The sequence below is a fragment of the Myroides sp. 1354 genome, assembly GCF_030324495.1.
Lineage (GTDB): Bacteria > Bacteroidota > Bacteroidia > Flavobacteriales > Flavobacteriaceae > Flavobacterium.
Map to the genome: position 1 here is coordinate 2,391 of NZ_JACAGN010000028.1, position 18,408 is coordinate 20,798.

General features: G+C 36.2%; 8 protein-coding genes. All 8 read left to right on the forward strand.

Annotated elements, in window-relative coordinates:
- Nucleotides 1-279 precede the first annotated feature (279 nt).
- Nucleotides 280-1,893, forward strand: a complete 1,614-nt coding sequence (pyrG, locus tag HX004_RS17225; protein WP_286444035.1) for a CTP synthase — start codon at nt 280-282, stop codon at nt 1,891-1,893.
- Between the two features lie 48 nt (nt 1,894-1,941).
- Nucleotides 1,942-3,840, forward strand: coding sequence for a membrane protein insertase YidC (gene yidC, locus HX004_RS17230; protein ID WP_286444037.1), 1,899 nt, complete (start codon nt 1,942-1,944; stop codon nt 3,838-3,840).
- A gap of 108 nt (nt 3,841-3,948) precedes the next feature.
- A complete protein-coding gene (locus tag HX004_RS17235; RefSeq protein ID WP_286444038.1) occupies nt 3,949-4,446 on the forward strand; it encodes a hypothetical protein in 498 nt (165 codons plus the stop codon).
- Between the two features lie 460 nt (nt 4,447-4,906).
- Complete coding sequence (locus HX004_RS17240) at nt 4,907-12,292, forward strand: MBG domain-containing protein (RefSeq protein ID WP_286444041.1); 7,386 nt, start codon at nt 4,907-4,909, stop codon at nt 12,290-12,292.
- A gap of 258 nt (nt 12,293-12,550) precedes the next feature.
- Nucleotides 12,551-13,762 carry a tRNA 2-thiouridine(34) synthase MnmA gene (gene mnmA / locus HX004_RS17245; protein ID WP_286444043.1) on the forward strand — a complete coding sequence of 404 codons (1,212 nt, stop codon included), beginning with the start codon at nt 12,551-12,553 and terminating at the stop codon, nt 13,760-13,762.
- A 178-nt stretch (nt 13,763-13,940) separates the two neighbouring features.
- Nucleotides 13,941-14,885: an NAD(P)H-dependent flavin oxidoreductase gene (locus HX004_RS17250; RefSeq protein WP_286444045.1), complete on the forward strand. Its 945-nt coding sequence runs from the start codon at nt 13,941-13,943 to the stop codon at nt 14,883-14,885.
- 176 nt (nt 14,886-15,061) lie between these two features.
- Nucleotides 15,062-16,969, forward strand: a complete 1,908-nt coding sequence (gene acs / locus HX004_RS17255; protein WP_286444047.1) for an acetate--CoA ligase — start codon at nt 15,062-15,064, stop codon at nt 16,967-16,969.
- Between the two features lie 567 nt (nt 16,970-17,536).
- Nucleotides 17,537-18,408: phage tail-like protein (locus HX004_RS17260; RefSeq protein ID WP_502888492.1), on the forward strand; the 872-nt coding region annotated here is incomplete at its 3' end.

An 18,408-nucleotide genomic window follows, 5' to 3' on the forward strand; every position in this document is an offset into this window, starting at 1 on the left:
GGAGAGAAGTTAGAGGAGAGAAGTTAGAGGAGAGAAGTTAGAGGAGAGAAGTTAGAGGAGAGAAGTTAGAGGAGAGAAGTTAGAGGAGAGAGGTGTTCTTTTCCCTCTTTCCTCTTTCCTCTTTCCCTTTTCATCCTCACAAAAAATCCAACCGTAACCCCTTTATACAGAAATGAGTAAATTTTAAAGTTATTTTACGACTTCTAAAATTAGAACAATAGCTGGAAAAGTTGTACTTTTGCCAAGTTTTATTCTTTACAACACAACAAATAAATATAAATGAGACAAGCTAAGTATATTTTCGTGACAGGGGGCGTTACGTCATCCCTAGGAAAAGGAATTATAGCAGCATCGCTGGCGAAATTATTGCAAGCGAGAGGTTATTCAACAACAATTCAAAAATTTGATCCATATATCAATGTGGATCCAGGTACGTTAAATCCATATGAGCATGGAGAGTGTTTCGTAACAGATGACGGAGCAGAAACGGATCTAGATTTAGGTCACTATGAAAGATTCTTGAACGTTCCAACTTCTCAGGCGAATAACGTAACAACAGGGCGTGTATACTTATCTGTAATTGAAAAAGAGAGAAGAGGAGAATTTTTAGGAAAAACGGTTCAAGTAGTTCCTCATATCACCAATGAAATTAAGGATCGCATGCAATTGCTTGGTAAAACAGGGGATTATGACATCGTGATTACAGAAATTGGTGGTACAGTAGGGGATATTGAGTCTTTACCTTATATTGAATCTGTACGTCAATTATTATGGGAATTAGGAGACAACAATGCGATTGTAGTTCACCTTACTTTAGTTCCATATTTGGCAGCGGCAGGGGAGTTGAAAACAAAACCAACGCAACATTCTGTAAAAACGTTGATGGAGAGTGGGATTAAAGCTGATATCTTAGTTTGTAGAACAGAACACAACTTAAGTTCTGAAATTCGTCAAAAATTAGCGCAATTCTGCAATGTAAAACCGGAAGCAGTAATCCAATCGATTGATGCGGAAACGATTTATGACGTTCCAAATTTAATGTTGCAAGAAGGATTAGACAAAGTAGCCTTAAAACGCTTAGACTTACCAGAAAAGCAAACACCGGATTTAGTAAAATGGAATGAGTTTATTCACCGTTTGAAATTCCCGAACCACGTAGTTAATATTGGTTTAGTAGGAAAATACGTAGAATTACAAGATTCATATAAATCTATTTTAGAAGCATTAGTTCACGGTGGTGCTCAAAACCAAGCAAAAGTAAATATCATTACCATTCAATCGGATTTAATCACGGCAACGAATGTAAGTGACAAATTGAAAAATTTAGACGCTATTTTAGTTGCTCCAGGATTCGGATCACGTGGTATTGAAGGAAAAATAGAAACAGTAAAATACGCAAGAGAAAACAAAATTCCTTTCTTGGGAATCTGTTTAGGAATGCAAATGGCTGTCATTGAGTATGCTAGAAACGTTTTAGGATACCAAACAGCAAATACTACCGAAGTAAACGAAAGTACACAATACCCTGTAATTACTTTTATGGAAGACCAAAAAGACATTACTGACAAAGGAGGTACCATGCGTTTAGGAGGATGGGATTGTAAACTGAAAGAAGGGTCCAAAGTATTTGAAATCTATGGAGATAGTATGATTAATGAACGTCACCGTCACCGTTACGAGTTCAACAATCAATACTTAGAAGATTTCGAAAAAGCGGGATTAACAGCTTCAGGATGGAATCCAGAAACAGGATTGATAGAAATCGTTGAATTGGATACACATCCATTCTTCGTTGGAGTTCAATTCCACCCAGAGTACAAAAGCACGGTAGCGAAACCGCACCCACTTTTTGTTCATTTTGTAAAAGCAGCGATTGAGTATAAATCAAACTAATCAATTGCCTTTTTTATATCATAAATTTTATCACTTACAAACTAAGTAATGGAGAAAAAAAAATTAGATCGTAACAGTATTATAGGCTTTGTTATTATTGCTGGATTGTTGATTTGGATGATGTTGAACAACATCAACAAAGAGCAAGAGTCTATCAAAAAAGATACTGAATTAGCAGAGAAAGAAATTGTTAAACAAGAACAATCCGCTACTTTTGAAAAGGCGCTTCAAGCACCAGTAGAAGGAGATACTTTACAATCGGAACAAGTTCGCGCTACATTCGGTCCTTTTGCTTATAGTGCAATGTTACCAGCAGCTAAAGGAGGAACTACAACTTTAAAATCAGATTTACTTACACTTGAAGTTGATAATAAAGGAGGAAAATTATCTCATGTAGTTGTAAATGATTTCAAACGTTTCAGCAAAGATTCAGAAGAAATCGTTGCTTTGATTAAAGATCACAACGCAAAATTTAATTTGCAATTACATACCAACGATAATCGCGTATTCAATACAGAGGATTTGTACTTTGAACCTACATTGTCAAAAGAAGGAGAAAACCAAGTATTAGCTATGCGTTTAAAAGCTTCTGAAACAGAGTTTTTAGAGTATCGCTATGTATTGAAACCGAATGATTATATGCTTGATTTCTCTATCCGTACACAAGGATTGAGTAAAATTGTTGATGCATCTAAAACACCAGAGTTAAACTGGGAAATGAAAACGTATCGCAATGAGAAAAGTATTGCATACGAAAACAGATATGTGCGTTTATACTACGAACATGAAAAAGGAAAAGACAACAACTTAAGTGAGTCAAGCAAAGATGATACTAAAGAGTTGAAAGACGTTTCTTATATTGCATATAAACAACACTTTTTTACTTCAATCTTATTGACAAATAAGAATTTCGAAACAGCAACATTAAATACAAAGAATTTAGTAGCTGATGAGAAAGTGGATACTGTATTTACGAAACAATTTGCGAGTACTATTCCATTAAATTACAGCAATGGAGAGTTAAATTATGATATGAACTGGTATTTTGGACCATCAGATTTCAAAATATTAAAATCATATGAGCGCAATTTAGATAATATCGTTCCATTAGGATGGGGAATTTTTGGATGGATTAACCGTTTCTTATTTATTCCAGTATTCGGGTTATTAACAAGTTTTTTACCTTACGGTATTGGTATTATTGTATTGACGATTTTAGTTCGTTTATTCACTTCTCCATTAACGTATAAGTCTTATGTATCTCAAGCGAAAATGAAAATGATTCGCCCAGAGGTTAATGAACTAAACGAGAAGTTTAAAAACGATCCAATGAAGAAACAGCAAGAAACAATGAAATTGTATTCGAAAGCTGGGGTGAATCCAATGGCTGGATGTATTCCTGCCTTGTTGCAGATTCCAATTTTCTATTCGTTGTTTCAATTCTTCCCATCATCATTTGATTTAAGACAAAAGAGCTTCTTATGGGCAGACGATTTATCATCGTATGATTCAGTGTTGCAATTGCCATTTAATATTCCGTTCTATGGTAACCACGTGAGTTTATTCCCATTATTAGCCTCAATTGCTATTTTCTTCTATATGAAGATGACAACAGGAGATCAACAAATGGCTCAACCTACACAAGAAGGGATGCCAGATATGAGTAAAATCATGAAAATCATGATTTATGTATCACCGATTATGATGTTATTTTTCTTTAATAACTACGCTTCAGGTTTATCGTTGTACTATTTCATCTCGAACTCGATTACAATTGGAATTATGTACGTAATTAAAAACCACATTGTAAAAGACGAAAAGATCTTAGCTACCATCGAAGAGAATAAAACGAAAAAGCGTCCACAAGGAAAATGGCAACGCAAAATGCAAGAAATGATGGAACAAGCACAAGAACAACAACGCTTGAAAGATCAAAATAAAAAATAGTTAACGGTTAACAGTTACCGATAAATTATCGATAGAAGAGAAACCATCCCTTTGTAGGGATGGTTTTTTTTTGTTTGTTGAACAGGTCCTTTTAAAAAGATAGTTTCGGTGTTAGTTCTAAAAAGAATTCAACTCTTATTCTTAAAGGTAGAATACCAAGCCGATGAAATTGAAGAAATGTATTTGCCTATTTCTGGATATGTAAAAGGAGGGAAAGTCGTTAATTATTTTGGTAATGCACGCAATTGGGGTAGCAAAAGGTTAACTAAATCAACTAACCCAGACGAAGTTTATGTAAAAAACATTAGAGCTTCATTAAAAAACAAAAAAGCTGAAAATGAATATTTGATGCAATTAATTAATCCAAGCTTTAGTAGTCAAATAGAAGTATATGCTGATACAGCGACTTCTGAAACCACTTCTTTTAGTTTCGGTGGAGGATCTAGTATTGGCGGAGGAGTTATTAAATCGTATTATATTAAAAAGAGAGAGGAAGTAATTGGGCTTAAAAAGGAGAGTTTGAAGAAAACTACAATTTTCTTTTTGGGGATAATGAAGAATTTCTGCAAACGTTCCCATATAATTCAATTAAATGGGACTACTTAAGTTATTTAGTTGCTGAGTACCCTAAAATGTCTGAAGAGAAAAATTCATAAGTTTACAACAAGAGGGTGTCCCAAAGGGGCACCTTTTTTATTTTAAGAAATGATGTAGGGTATAGCGTTCAATTTTTGTTTTCACTAGGAGGGTTAAACTTTGTATTGTAAGTATACAGTACTTTTCTGCGATAAAAAGATAGGTTTTGTAGTACTATATTCGGAAGAGAATAAAAATTGTATACTGTTGTTTTTTAAGTGTTTAGTGTTTATTTTTAACACTATTTCTATTTGTCCACCCATTTGTCCACCCCTCATTTTGTCATTTTTTTATAAGAAGGGTCTAATTTTACAAAGAATCAGGTTAAGTGACATACGATAATCTCATTTAAAATTAAAACAAACCAATTTCTTTTCTTCCCTTACTCATGAAAAAAGTGCTACTCTTTTTCGTTTTCATTTTGTTATTTGTGCAATCGTTACTATTACATGCACAACCTTATCACCCCCTAGTAATGGATGGTTATAATGCAGATGTCATTGCTAATGGTGTTGGAGCAGTTGGGAGTTCGACTACGAATGATATTGATAATTCAGGACATCGCCTGCTTGCAGAAGATTGGAAGTTAGATGCGAATCAACCTTTGAGTGGGACAGGTTTACCTATGAATGGTAGTATTTCTTCTATTCATACACCAGGAATGAAATTTCTTTTACAAAATTACAGTGCGAATAATTCGATTCGTTTAGCTACTACTACCTCGACTGTCATATCTAACTTAGCAACACCTGTAAAGGCGAGAAAACTTTTTGTCCTAACTACGGCTGGATTAACAAGTACAGCGTTAGAAGTAACGGTAATCTTTGAGGATGATACTACAGAAATATTTTCAAGCCGTATACCCGATTGGTTTAATGGAACTTCTTTGCTTGTGGTTCATAAAAATTTTGGGCGATTAACAGGAGCAAGTATTTTAGAAAAACCAACAGATAACCCTAGACTATATCAAGTTACTTTAAATATTAGCAAGCAAAATCAGCTAAAGAAAGTCAAGCAAATTAAGTTTTTACGTCCCGTTACCTTTGAAGGGGTTGTAAATATATTTGCTGTTTCAACAGAATTGTTAGATAGTTGTCCGAGTCCTGAATTTGTTGAACTTAGCAAATTAACGATGAATAGCGTAATTGCAACAGTCGATTTACCAGTGTTACCAGCAACAACCTATCAATATGAATTGCGTACCTCTGGTTTACCGGGGTCTGGGAACACAGGACTCGTTCAAAGTCAGGATTTTAGTGAAAGTAACAATCAGATCACTTTGACTAATTTAGCTAATGCAACAGCATATTTCTTCTATGTTCGTTCGTTTTGTTCCGATACAAATCAAGGATATTGGAAAGGACCTTTTACTTTTACTACCTTATGCAATGCTGTGAATACACCCTATAAGGTACCGTTTGATACCGTGGATGTTCCAAATGCTCCTGCTTGTACGACGATTTTAAATGCAAATGAAGATGATTTTACTTGGACCACAGAAAGAAATGTCATCGGTTTTGAAGGTCCTGCTTTGAAATACCGTTATAATCCTACTCAATCAGCAGATGATTGGTTTTTTACCCGTGGAATTAATGTAACTAGAGGAGAAACATATCGTTTGCGATTTAAGTATAGAGATAAAAGATTTAATGAAAAGCTACGCGTAAGCTTGGGTAAATTCGCTTATCCTGAAGCGATGACCACTGAAATTTTTAATGTAACTACCGGCGGAACGGATCAAGTAACAGATAAATTGATTGAATTTACAGTGGATGAAACGGGTGTTTTGTATATTGGTTTTCAAGTACATTCCCTTGCAGATCAATTTTTATTTTACTTGGGCGATATTGAAGTAACACAGTCAAGTTGTCATAGATTACTTTGGGGACTAAGTGGATGGGTGTGTGAAGGCGGGCCTGTAACTTTGGAGGCTCAGGCTAATTATGGTACACTCCGTTGGTATGCCTCGCGAACGAGTACGGAAGTTTTAGGAGAAGGCTCCACTTTTGTAACTCCTCCCTTAACAGAATCAAAAAGTTATTATGTTAAATCCTATCTAGAAGATAGCAAAGGAGGTAAACAAAGTTTGTCCACCAATTCCAACGATACCCAAACGAATGCAGCTTGGGGAATTTCATTTGATCTACTAGATCCAGGTATGATTAAAAGTACCAAAGTATATGCCAGTCAATCGGGAAGTATTCGCGTTGCGATTCTAAATTCAAGTGGAAGAGAAGTATATGTATCAAATATTATAGCGATTAATGCCGCAGGTCCTACTGTACCTATCACTGTCCCTTTAAATGCTGAATTAAATGCAGGCAGGGGATATAAAATGATTTTGAAAGAGGTAAATAATGCAAAGCTTTTTGTTGATCAAACGGTTCTTTTTCCGATATACAATAACCACAATAGTTTGCGGGTAACTTCTAGTCTAACACCGGTAGAGAATCGAGCTTTCTATGCTTATTTTTTTGAATTGGTATACCAAAGAGCATGTTCAGTCTCCGGTGTTGTACTTGATGCTACAGTCATTAAAGCAGTTGCACCTCCAGTGGATCAGGCTATACAGCATTTTTGTAAAAGCTCAAATCCAACATTGGCAGATATAGCAATCACAGGAACAAATATTCACTGGTATGCAAATGAAACTGGGGGTGTCGCATTGCCAAATACGACTCCCTTGGTACACAATACAACCTATTATGCTTCTCAATTTCTCTACGCTTGTGAAAGCCCAAGGCGTACCGCAGTAAAAGTAGTGGTAGAAGAAGCTCGCCTTCAAACATCAGGAATGAATGTGCATTATAATTATGGAACCGATTCCCAAACGGTTGAAACTAGCATTTATAATGCACTAGGTTCAACAGAGTTGCAATGGTACACAGAGGAGACAGGTGGCTTACCTGTTGCCACTCCAGCCTTTTCTACCTTAGCTGTAGGAAATTATGACTATTGGGTGAGTGGAGTAGTAAATGGTTGTGAGAGTATAAGAAGTCGTATCGGTATGACTGTACGTCCTGTGTCTGTATGGGTGACTGCACAACCTACTAGAAAAGTGTATGGAGAGGAAGATCCTGCTTTGTTATATCGTGTTAGTGGGTTAGTGAATAACGATGAATTAACGGGAACGTTGACTCGTGCTCCAGGAGAAGATGTAGATACTTATGTAATTAGCAGAGGAACCTTGGCTGCTTCGTCCAATTATATACTTAATGTGGATAATGCGAACTTTAGAATTCTTCCCGCAACATTAACCGTAACAGCAGCGGATAAAACCAAAGTGTATGGTGAGGAAGATCCAGCGTTCACCTATACCGTCACTGGATTGAAACGCGAAGAGGAAGCAACTGCTGTTTTAAATGGAAACTTAACCCGTGAGTTAGGTGAAGCTATCGGAAGCTATGAAATTAGACAAGGAAGTTTAGCTACTACGGCCAATTATGAAATAGAGTATCAGAAGGCTGATCTTGAAATTACACCTACTATTTTAACGGTAACCGCACAGCCCTTAGGGAAAGTATATGGGGATATCGATCCACCCTTAACTTATGCGGTTTCTGGATTAAAATCGGGAGATTCGGTTGCTAGTGCTTTACGTGGAAGTTTAGCCCGTACTGGAGATGAAGGGGTTGGGAATTATACGATTACTCAAGGAACTTTAGAAGCTACAGCTAATTATACTCTAGTGTTTGAAGAAGGAGATTTTACTATTACTCCAGCGACAATTATCGTAATGGCACATCCAAAAGCAAAAGTTTATGGAGCACTAGATCCAGCATTAACTCATACGACAGCAGGACTGAAAAGAGGTGAAAGTAGTGAAACCGTATTAAGCGGCCGTTTGGTTCGTGACGGCAATGAAGAAGTAGGAACCTATACCATTAACCAAGGAAGTTTAGTTGCGAATGCGAATTATATCATTGACTATGTAGCTGCTAATTTTGAAATTAATCCTGCGGAATTAATCGTAACAGCAGACACCAAAACTAAAACCTATGGAGAGGAAGATCCTGCCTTAACTTATACCGTTGCTGGCATACAAAGAGGAGACGATGTTTCAACGGTTTTAACAGGAGATTTAATACGTATGGGGTCTGAAAATGTAGGAACCTACACGATTAACCGAGGAAGTTTGGTAGTCAGTTCAAATTATACCCTTGTTTATCAAGAAGCTAATTTTGAGATTACACCTGCTAGTTTAACGGTAACGGCTAATTCTCAAACGAAGAGTTATGGAGAACTAGATCCAACGTTAACTTATACTGTTTCGGGTTTACAATGGACGGATAAAACAATAACAACACTAACAGGAAGTCTGATTCGCAATAGGGGAGAAGATATTGGAACGTATGCAATTACGCAAGGAAGTTTAAGGGCAACTTCAAACTATGTCCTAATATATGAAGGAGCAGATTTGACAATTACTTCTTCCGTATTAACTGTAACTGCCAATTCTCAAACGAAGATTTATGGTGACGTCGATCCTCTATTGGACTATACTGTTTCTGGGTTAAGACCTTCTGATCAACAATCTGTTGTTTTAACAGGAAATTTAACCCGCAATACGGGTGAATCAGTTGGAATCTACACCATCAACCAAGGAAGTTTAACGGTAACATCAAATTATACGTTAGTATATGAGGAAGCTGATTTCACAATTGAACAAGCAATAGTAACTATAACTGCTAATCCTCAAACGAAAACGTATGGAGAACCAGATGCTGTATTGTCTTATACGGTTGCTGGATTAAAAAATAACGATCAACACACAAGTATTACAGGAGTACTAGTCCGCGATAATGGAGAAGAAGTGGGTTCATACTCTATTCATCAAGGTACTATACAAGCATCCTCCAATTATACTTTGGCTTTTCAACCTGCGAATCTTACGATTATCCCTGCTTTACTAACGATACAAGCAGAAGCGAAAACCAAAGTATACGGGGATGCTGACCCTGTGTTGACGTACACCTTAACTGGACTTAAAAATAACGATCAAGCGACGAATATCTTAGCAGGTAGTTTATCGCGTGATAGAGGAGAAAATGTGGGTACTTATGGTATTCATCAAGGTACTATACAAGCATCAACCAACTATACTTTGGATTTTCAATCTGCGAATCTTACGATTATCCCTGCTTTACTAACGATACAAGCAGAAGCAAAAACCAAAGTATACGGGGATGCTGACCCGGTGTTTACGTACACCGTAGCTGGACTTAAAAACAACGACCAACCCAATATTCTTACAGGTATATTAATCCGCGATAGTGGAGAAGATGTGGGCTTCTATTCTATTAATCAAGGTAATATACAAGCATCAGCCAATTATACTTTGGATTTTCAAGCTGCAAATCTTGCGATTACATCCGCCTTACTAACGGTTCGTGCAGAAGCGAAAACCAAAGTATACGGTGATGCCGATCCGGTGTTTACGTACACCGTAGCTGGACTTAAAAACAACGACCAACCCAATATTCTTACAGGTATATTAATCCGCGATAGTGGAGAAGATGTGGGCTTCTATTCTATTAATCAAGGTAATATACAAGCATCAGCCAATTATACTTTGGATTTTCAAGCTGCAAATCTTGCGATTACATCTGCCTTACTAACGGTTCGTGCAGAAGCGAAAACCAAAGTATACGGTGATGCCGATCCGGTGTTGACATATACCGTATCAGGACTTAAAAACAATGATCAAGTAACGAATAGCTTGAGAGGAATTTTGTCGCGTGATGGAGGAGAAAATGTGGGTATTTATGGTATTCATCAAGGTAATTTACAAGCATCAACCAACTATACTTTGGATTTTCAATCGGCAAATCTAACCATTACGACTGCTTTACTAACAATCCGTGCAGAGTCGAAAACCAAAGTATACGGTGATGCCGATCCGGTGTTGACGTATACCGTAGCTGGACTTAAAAACAACGATCAAATAGCTACCAATGTCACAGGAAATCTTTCGCGTTATAGGGGAGAAAATGTAGGAACATATGCAATTCAACAAGGGAATTTACAGGTGGTGGCAAACTATACCTTTACCTTTGAAGAAACATGGCTTACGATTACTCCAGCCACCTTGAATATTCACCCTATTATGGGGCAACAGAAAATATATGGAGCAACAGATCCAATACTTGCCTTTACAGTTACAGGTTTTAAATTCAATGATGAGATAGGAACAGCTTTAACAGGTAGTTTAAGAAGAGTTACTGGAGAAAATGTCAATCGATATGCATATGAAATAGGAAGCCTACAAGCTGTACTAGCTAATTATAGCTTAACCTTGAATAGTCAAGAAAAATTTGAAATTAAACCAGCTCCTTTGCGCATTGTCGTGGAAGAAAATCAATTCAAGTCCTTTGGAGAAACGGATCCCATATTGCGTTATCGTGCAGACGGATTACAACGCGGTGATTTTATCATTCAAGCGGTTACTGGCCAATTGACTCGTAGGGCTGGAGAAGCAGTGGGATTATATCTGATAGAACAAGGAAACCTGATTGCAAGAACGAATTATTATATTGATGCTTTTGTGCCTGCATCTTTTGAAATCAAAAAAAATAGCATTAAAGGATTGACCTTACCTGCTCAACGTTTTGTGTATGACGGTCAGGCAAAACAAATACAAGTGCAAGGGAATATAGAACCTCAAGCAACGATAGTATATACGAATAACAATCAAACACAAGTTGGACAATATACGGTTACAGCTACCGTCGATTATGGTCCAAGCTATGAAGTTTTACATTTACAAAGCATACTAACGATTGTAAAAGCTGATCAAGTGATAACGTGGAATCAAGGATCAGAAGTGGTACTAGAAGATACGCCTACGTTGCAATTAACCGCAAGTGCAAGTTCTAACCTTCCTGTATCTTATTCTATTGATGCAGCTGATAGAGAAATAGCTGTAGTAGATGCAACAGGTCTGTTGCGATTTTTACAACCAGGTTTTGTTACCATAACAGCCAGTCAAGGAGGAAATACTAATTTTAATGCTGCACATGTCGTGTCTCATACTATTGCTGTGAGTAGTAGAGATGCCAGTATTTGGGATTTAGTCGTTGATGGTGTTTCTTATGGTAAAATAGCCAAAGAAGTACACCTTGTTTTAGGATGTGAAACTCAACAAGACGAAGTAATATTAGCTGTTCATACTCAAGTTGGTGCAGATGTGCAACCGTCAAATTATTTTACACTATCCGTGAAAGATTATGGGATATATGAACAAGTTATTACTGTTCAATCACCCAATAAAAAGGTGACGGAGACTTACAAAATTATAATTGACAAGCGTATTCCGACAGAAAATTTAGTGATACAAAAATATAACAATGTGTTTTTGGTAAATAATAACAAACAAACCAATGGGGGGTATGTTTTCCAGGGGTATCGCTGGTTTAAAAATGGAGAATTAGTAGGGGAGAAACAAGCCTATTCTGCAGGAGATGATTATGGTACAAGCTTAGATCCAAATGCAGAATATCAAGTGGAATTAACCCTATATAACGGACAAAAAATAAGAAGTTGCCCCATTGTTGTAAAAGGAAAAGTAGCCTCTAATTGGGCGGTGTATCCGAATCCCGTACAGAAAAGCCAGTGGTTATATGTTCAGATGGAGAAGGAAAAACAAGGCATTGTGCACTATATCATTTACAACCTTAAAGGACAGTTGATTAAACGAGGCTCTTTAGAAGGAGGTGTTAAGGGAATAGAAATTCCCAATACAACAGCCTCAGGATCCTATTTCCTTATTCTGAAAACGGAAGATACCCAACAAGGGATTCAATTCATTATCCAGTAGAGGACGAAAGATATTTCGTCCCATTAAGTTCGAATCATAGGCAATAAAAGATATAATCATTCATCCCGTAGGAGACGAATGATAATTCGTCCCATTAAGTTCAAGTAATAAGAAATAAAAGATATATTTTCTTGTATAAGGGGCAAATTACTATTTGCCCCTGCGTGTATCCTATAACTGATAACCTTCTTAATACAAATGTAAAATACTGTGTGTTTCGCACAATTCTCCTTACCTTTGTCGCTTAGTTTTTTAAATATGAAAAGAGTAGTAGTAGGACTTTCAGGGGGGGTAGACTCAAGTGTAGCCGCCTATTTATTGAAAGAACAAGGATACGAAGTAATTGGATTATTCATGAAAAATTGGCATGATGATACCGTTACAATTTCGAATGAGTGTCCCTGGCTAGAAGATAGCAATGACGCTCTAATGGTTGCCGAAAAGTTGGGCATCCCTTTTCAAACCGTGGATTTAAGTGAACAATATAAGGAGAAGATTGTAGATTATATGTTTAAGGAGTACGAAAATGGTCGTACCCCCAATCCAGATGTATTGTGCAATAGAGAAATTAAGTTTGATGTATTCATGAAAATTGCTTTAGAATTAGGAGCAGATTATGTTGCAACCGGACACTATTGTAGAAAAGCGGAAGAAGAAGTGGTGTTGGCAGATGGAACAACCAAAACCGTTTATAAATTAATGGCAGGAGTAGATCCTTCTAAAGATCAATCTTACTTTTTATGTCAATTGTCTCAAGAGCAATTGGCCAAGGCTTTATTTCCAGTAGGAGAATTGTATAAATCTAAAGTAAGAGAAATTGCGGCAGAAGCAGATTTAATTACGGCAGAGAAAAAAGATTCTCAAGGATTGTGTTTCATCGGAAAAGTGCGTTTGCCTGAGTTTTTACAACAACAGTTAAAACCCAAAGATGGATTCATTTATGAAATTCCAAAAGAGGCCACTTTATTTACGAAGAACAATCCGTCATTTGCTAGTTTAGAAGAAGAATTACATGCAGAAGCACAAGCCTTCCACTATACTCCTGAGATGGGGAAAAAAGTAGGAGATCACTATGGCGCACATTATTTTACAACTGGACAACGCAAAGGACTGAATGTAGGTGGAACAGTAGAACCTTTATTTGTCATTGCTACGGATGTTGCGAATAATATTATCTATACAGGTCAAGGCAATACTCACCCAGGATTATTCCATAAAACACTATTTGTGCAAGAGCACGAAATTCATTGGATTCGCGAGGATTTACAGTTGCAACCAGGAGATACAATGCGTATTAAAGCGCGTATCCGCTATCGTCAACCACTACAAGAAGCGACGTTGTACAAAATGAAAAAAGGAATGTACGTTCGATTTGATGAACCTCAATCTGCTATTACTGAAGGACAATTCGTATCTTGGCATATAGATGAAGAATTAATCGGCTCTGGAGTTATTTCCAAAGTAGAATAAATAGAACTCATCTTGACTTTTTTGATTGAAGTGAAAATTAGTTATTTTTAGACTGATTAAAGGCATTTTTAAATTGCATAGCAGGGCTACGGAATGAAAAAATGGCAAGAAGCAGGCTCAAAAGAACAATTTTTTAACCAATTAGAGAAAGTCAAGATGAGTTCATAAATAGCAAAACATGGGACAAAATAGAATAACTGCCCTTTTTGGCATACAATACCCCATTATACAAGGGGGAATGGTTTGGAATAGTGGCTATAAACTCGCTAGTGCAGTAAGCAATGCAGGTGGATTAGGATTATTGGGAGCAGGATCTATGTATCCAGATGTTTTGAGAACCCATATACAAAAGTGTAAGCAAGCCACGGATAAGCCTTTCGGGGTGAATGTTTCTTTGCTTTATCCAGATCTTCAAGAGGTGATGGATATTATTGTTGAAGAAGGTGTTAAAATTGTATTTACCTCTGCGGGAAACCCTAAGATATGGACGTCGTTTCTAAAATCAAAGGGTATTACAGTGGTACATGTTATCAGTTCTTCTAAGTTTGCGTTAAAAGCACAAGAAGCAGGAGTCGATGCTATTGTAGCAGAAGGATTTGAAGCTGGAGGACACAACGGTAGAGAAGAAACGACGACCTTTACACTCCTTCCTATGGTTAGTGCTAAGGTGTGTATTCCTGTGATTGCTGCAGGTGGAATTGCTACAGGGAAAGGTATGTTAGCAGCTATGATTTTAGGAGCTGAAGGAGTACAAATGGGAACTCGTTTTATCGCATCTATAGAGAGTTCAGCTCATCAAGCATTTAAGCAGAGGGTCATCCAAATAGAAGAAGGAGATACCATCGTTACCTTAAAAGAATTAGCCCCCGTTCGATTGATTAAGAATGAATTTTATCAAGGTATTGAACAATTATATGAAAAAGGGGCGAGTGTAGAGGAACTAAGAGCCTATTTAAGTAAAGGGCGATCCAAAAAAGGGATGTTTGAAGGAAATTTAGTTGATGGCGAATTAGAAGCAGGACAAGTAGCCGGTTTAATCCATAGCATAGAACCTGTGGCCCAGATTATAAAAACCATTATGAGTGAATTTCGAGAAGCTCAGCAAAAGACAATTGATTTTTAAAAGGATAAAATCAATATAGCAGGGCGAAGAACAGGCGAAAATTGATTTGATTTTTTATAATATTCTAAAAACCATGCGAATTTTCTATAAAAAGTTCGTATGGTTTTTTTGGTATATACTAATAATCCTTTATTTTTATAGGAAGTAAAATAAACTAAAAAAACTACACACTACATATGAGTTATTATAAAATAGAAAACCTTGAACAGTATTTTAAACATTATAAAAAATCTGTACGTGAACCGCGAAAGTTTTGGAGTAAGATTGCAGAAGAAAATTTCGTATGGTATCAGGTTTGGGATAAGGTTTTTCAATTTGACATGGAGGAATCTAAATTTGAGTGGTTTGTCAATGCAAAATTAAATATTGTAAAAAATTGTGTCGATCGTCATTTGGCAAAAAGAGGAGAGAAACCTGCCATTATTTTTGAACCTAATAATCCGGAAGAAGCCCCTCAAATTATTACGTATAACGATTTGTTTAACCGCGTTTGTAAAATGGCAAACGTATTAAAAGAACAAGGTGTAAAAAAAGGAGATCGCGTTTGTATCTATTTACCAATGATTCCGGAATTAGCAGTTGCCATGTTGGCTTGTGCTCGAATTGGGGCCATTCACAGTGTAATCTTCGCTGGGTTTTCATCTTCTGCAGTAAGTAAGCGAATTAACGATGCAGATTGTCATTTTGTAATTACTTCAGATGGGAGTTTTAGAGGAAGTAAAACCATTCCATTAAAACCAATCATTGATGAAGCTTTAAAATCGTGTCCTTCCGTCAAACAAGTATTAGTTGTAGCGCGTACTGGAGCAGAAACAACTATGCAAGATGGAAGAGATATCTGGTTAAATCCGTTGTTAGAAGCAGCATCAACGAATCATGTGGCACAAGTAATGGACGCTGAAGATCCTTTGTTTATTCTTTATACTTCGGGATCTACGGGAATGCCAAAAGGAATGGTACATACAACCGCAGGTTATATGGTACAAACGGCTTATTCGTTTAAAAATATATTCGATTATAAAGACGATGATATTTTCTGGTGTACTGCCGATTGTGGGTGGATTACAGGACACTCCTATATTGTATATGGACCTCTATTAAATGGGGCAACAACAGTAATGTTTGAAGGGGTACCTACTTATCCAAATCCAAGTCGTTTTTGGGATATTATTGATAAATATAAAGTAACCCAGTTTTATACTGCACCAACTGCTCTTCGTTCTTTAATGACAGAAGACTATAAATACGTAAATGAGCATGACTTATCAAGTTTACGCGTTATAGGTTCGGTAGGAGAGCCAATTAATGAGGAAGCTTGGCACTGGTATAATGACCATGTAGGAAAGAAAAAATGCCCTATCGTAGATACATGGTGGCAAACAGAAACAGGAAGTATCTTGATTTCACCACTTCCTTTTATTACACCAACTAAACCTACCTATGCAACATTACCTTTGCCTGGAATTCAGGCGGTATTGATGGATGAAAAACGAAACGAAATTGAAGATAATCAGATTGATGGTTCATTGTGTATTAAGTTCCCTTGGCCTTCAATGGCAAGAACGATCTGGGGAGATCATCAGCGTTATAAAGATACCTATTTTAGTCAGTTTCCTGGAAAGTATTTCACTGGAGATGGAGCTTTAAGAGATGAAGTAGGTTATTATAGAATCACAGGTCGTGCCGATGATGTTGTCATTGTATCAGGACACAATTTAGGTACAGCTCCGATTGAAGATGCAATTAATGAACACCCAGCAGTCGCAGAAAGTGCTGTGGTTGGATACAAACACGAAATTAAAGGAAATGCCCTTTATGGTTTTATAACCTTAAAAGTAGAGGGAGAATACAGAGACCGTGAGAATGTTAAAAAGGAAATCAATCAGTATATCAGCAGTCATATTGGACCAATTGCTAAGTTAGACAAAATTCAATTTGTTGAAAGCTTACCTAAAACAAGATCGGGTAAAATTATGCGTAGAATTTTACGCTCAATAGCAGATGGCGAAACGAAAGATTTTGGCGATGTATCAACGCTAATTAATCCTGAAGTAATTGACAGTATTAAAGCTGGAAAATTGTAAAATACAAAGTATATATATATATAGAAGTAAAAAACAGTGATAGGAAACGATCACTGTTTTTTTTTGATTTAAATTAAAAAGGAGAAAATCGGATGAAAAATATAAAAATAACGTTGAAAAAAGTAATGGCGTAAGCAACTAATTTATGCAGAAGTATAGATAGTCAATGGGTTAACTTATCATTTGAATTGTTTTATTTGGTTAAAAAGGTGTTTATTGATGGTGTTTTTTGTGTGGTATATTGTGTTTTTTACTTATTTTTTGTTAAAAAATTAAGGATTGTTTTTGGTGTTTATTATATATTGTTGTCCTTTTTTACTTATTTTTCAATCCCTTAAACTTGTTTGTTTTCCTTCTTTTTATTTGAATATATTTTTATTTCTACATAAAATGTAATTTTTAAAAGTTTCACTCTCCATAATTTCTAGGTTTTTCTACTTTTTTTGCTAAAAATGAAACGTAAAAATAAGGTTGTTTTGTTTCTTATTTATCTTTTTGGTGTTTTTTAGGTCTTAATTATTTATAATTTTAATAAAATATTGATTAAAATTTATTAAAAATTGTAATATGATTAGAAAAGTTATTCCATTAATGGCGTTGTTTGCAACTGGTTTTGCAACTGCCCAAGTTGGTATTGGAACAGTAACTCCTACTAATTCAAGTCAACTTGACATCGTTTCTGATAAAAAGGGGGTTTTATTTCCGAGACTCACATTAAAAGGCGAAAGAGATAAAGATCCTATTGTAGGTGATCTAGTAGAAAGTTTATTTGTATATAATTTAGGAGATGACAATTTACCTGCGGGATTCTATTATTGGAATAAAGAGAAGTGGGTACGTTTGCTAAATTCACAATCTTATGTGAATACGACCAACGAAAGTTTTACTTTAGTAAATGACAGGTTGATTATTACAGATTCTGAGGGTAATACTGTTTCGATGGGGGTTGAAGAAATTGCTACAAATGCTAAGTTCATTACAGAAGTTGTAAATAAATTGACAGGGAAATATGGAAACGTATATTATAACACAACAGAGAGTAAGTTTTATTATATCAAAGAAGATGGTACACATCAAGTCATTACTTGGGAAGATCTGAATACAACCAATGTGAGTTTTACGTTAGTTGATGATTTTCTAACAGTTACAGATCTTGAAAATAGATCCGTAAAATTACACGTTGAAGATATTGCTGCTAATTTGACTTTTGTTAAAAAGCTTGTCGATAATTCTAACTTCATTTCAGAACTTGTCAATAAATTAGCGGGTAAATACGGGAATGTCGTTTACAATGTAACAGAAAAGAAATTCTACCACATTAAAACCGATGGAACTCAAGAAGAAATTGACTGGACGGACTTTAATACAGTGAATGAAAGCTTCACTTTAGTCAACGATCAATTGACCATCACAGATTCGGATGGAAACACCGTTGCTTT

Coding starts and splice junctions, on each gene's coding strand:
- acs (WP_286444047.1), top strand. CDS start 15,062: ATGAGTTATTATAAAATAGAAAACCTTGAACAGTATTTTAAACATTAT.
- yidC (WP_286444037.1), top strand. CDS start 1,942: ATGGAGAAAAAAAAATTAGATCGTAACAGTATTATAGGCTTTGTTATT.
- pyrG (WP_286444035.1), top strand. CDS start 280: ATGAGACAAGCTAAGTATATTTTCGTGACAGGGGGCGTTACGTCATCC.
- mnmA (WP_286444043.1), top strand. CDS start 12,551: ATGAAAAGAGTAGTAGTAGGACTTTCAGGGGGGGTAGACTCAAGTGTA.
- HX004_RS17250 (WP_286444045.1), top strand. CDS start 13,941: ATGGGACAAAATAGAATAACTGCCCTTTTTGGCATACAATACCCCATT.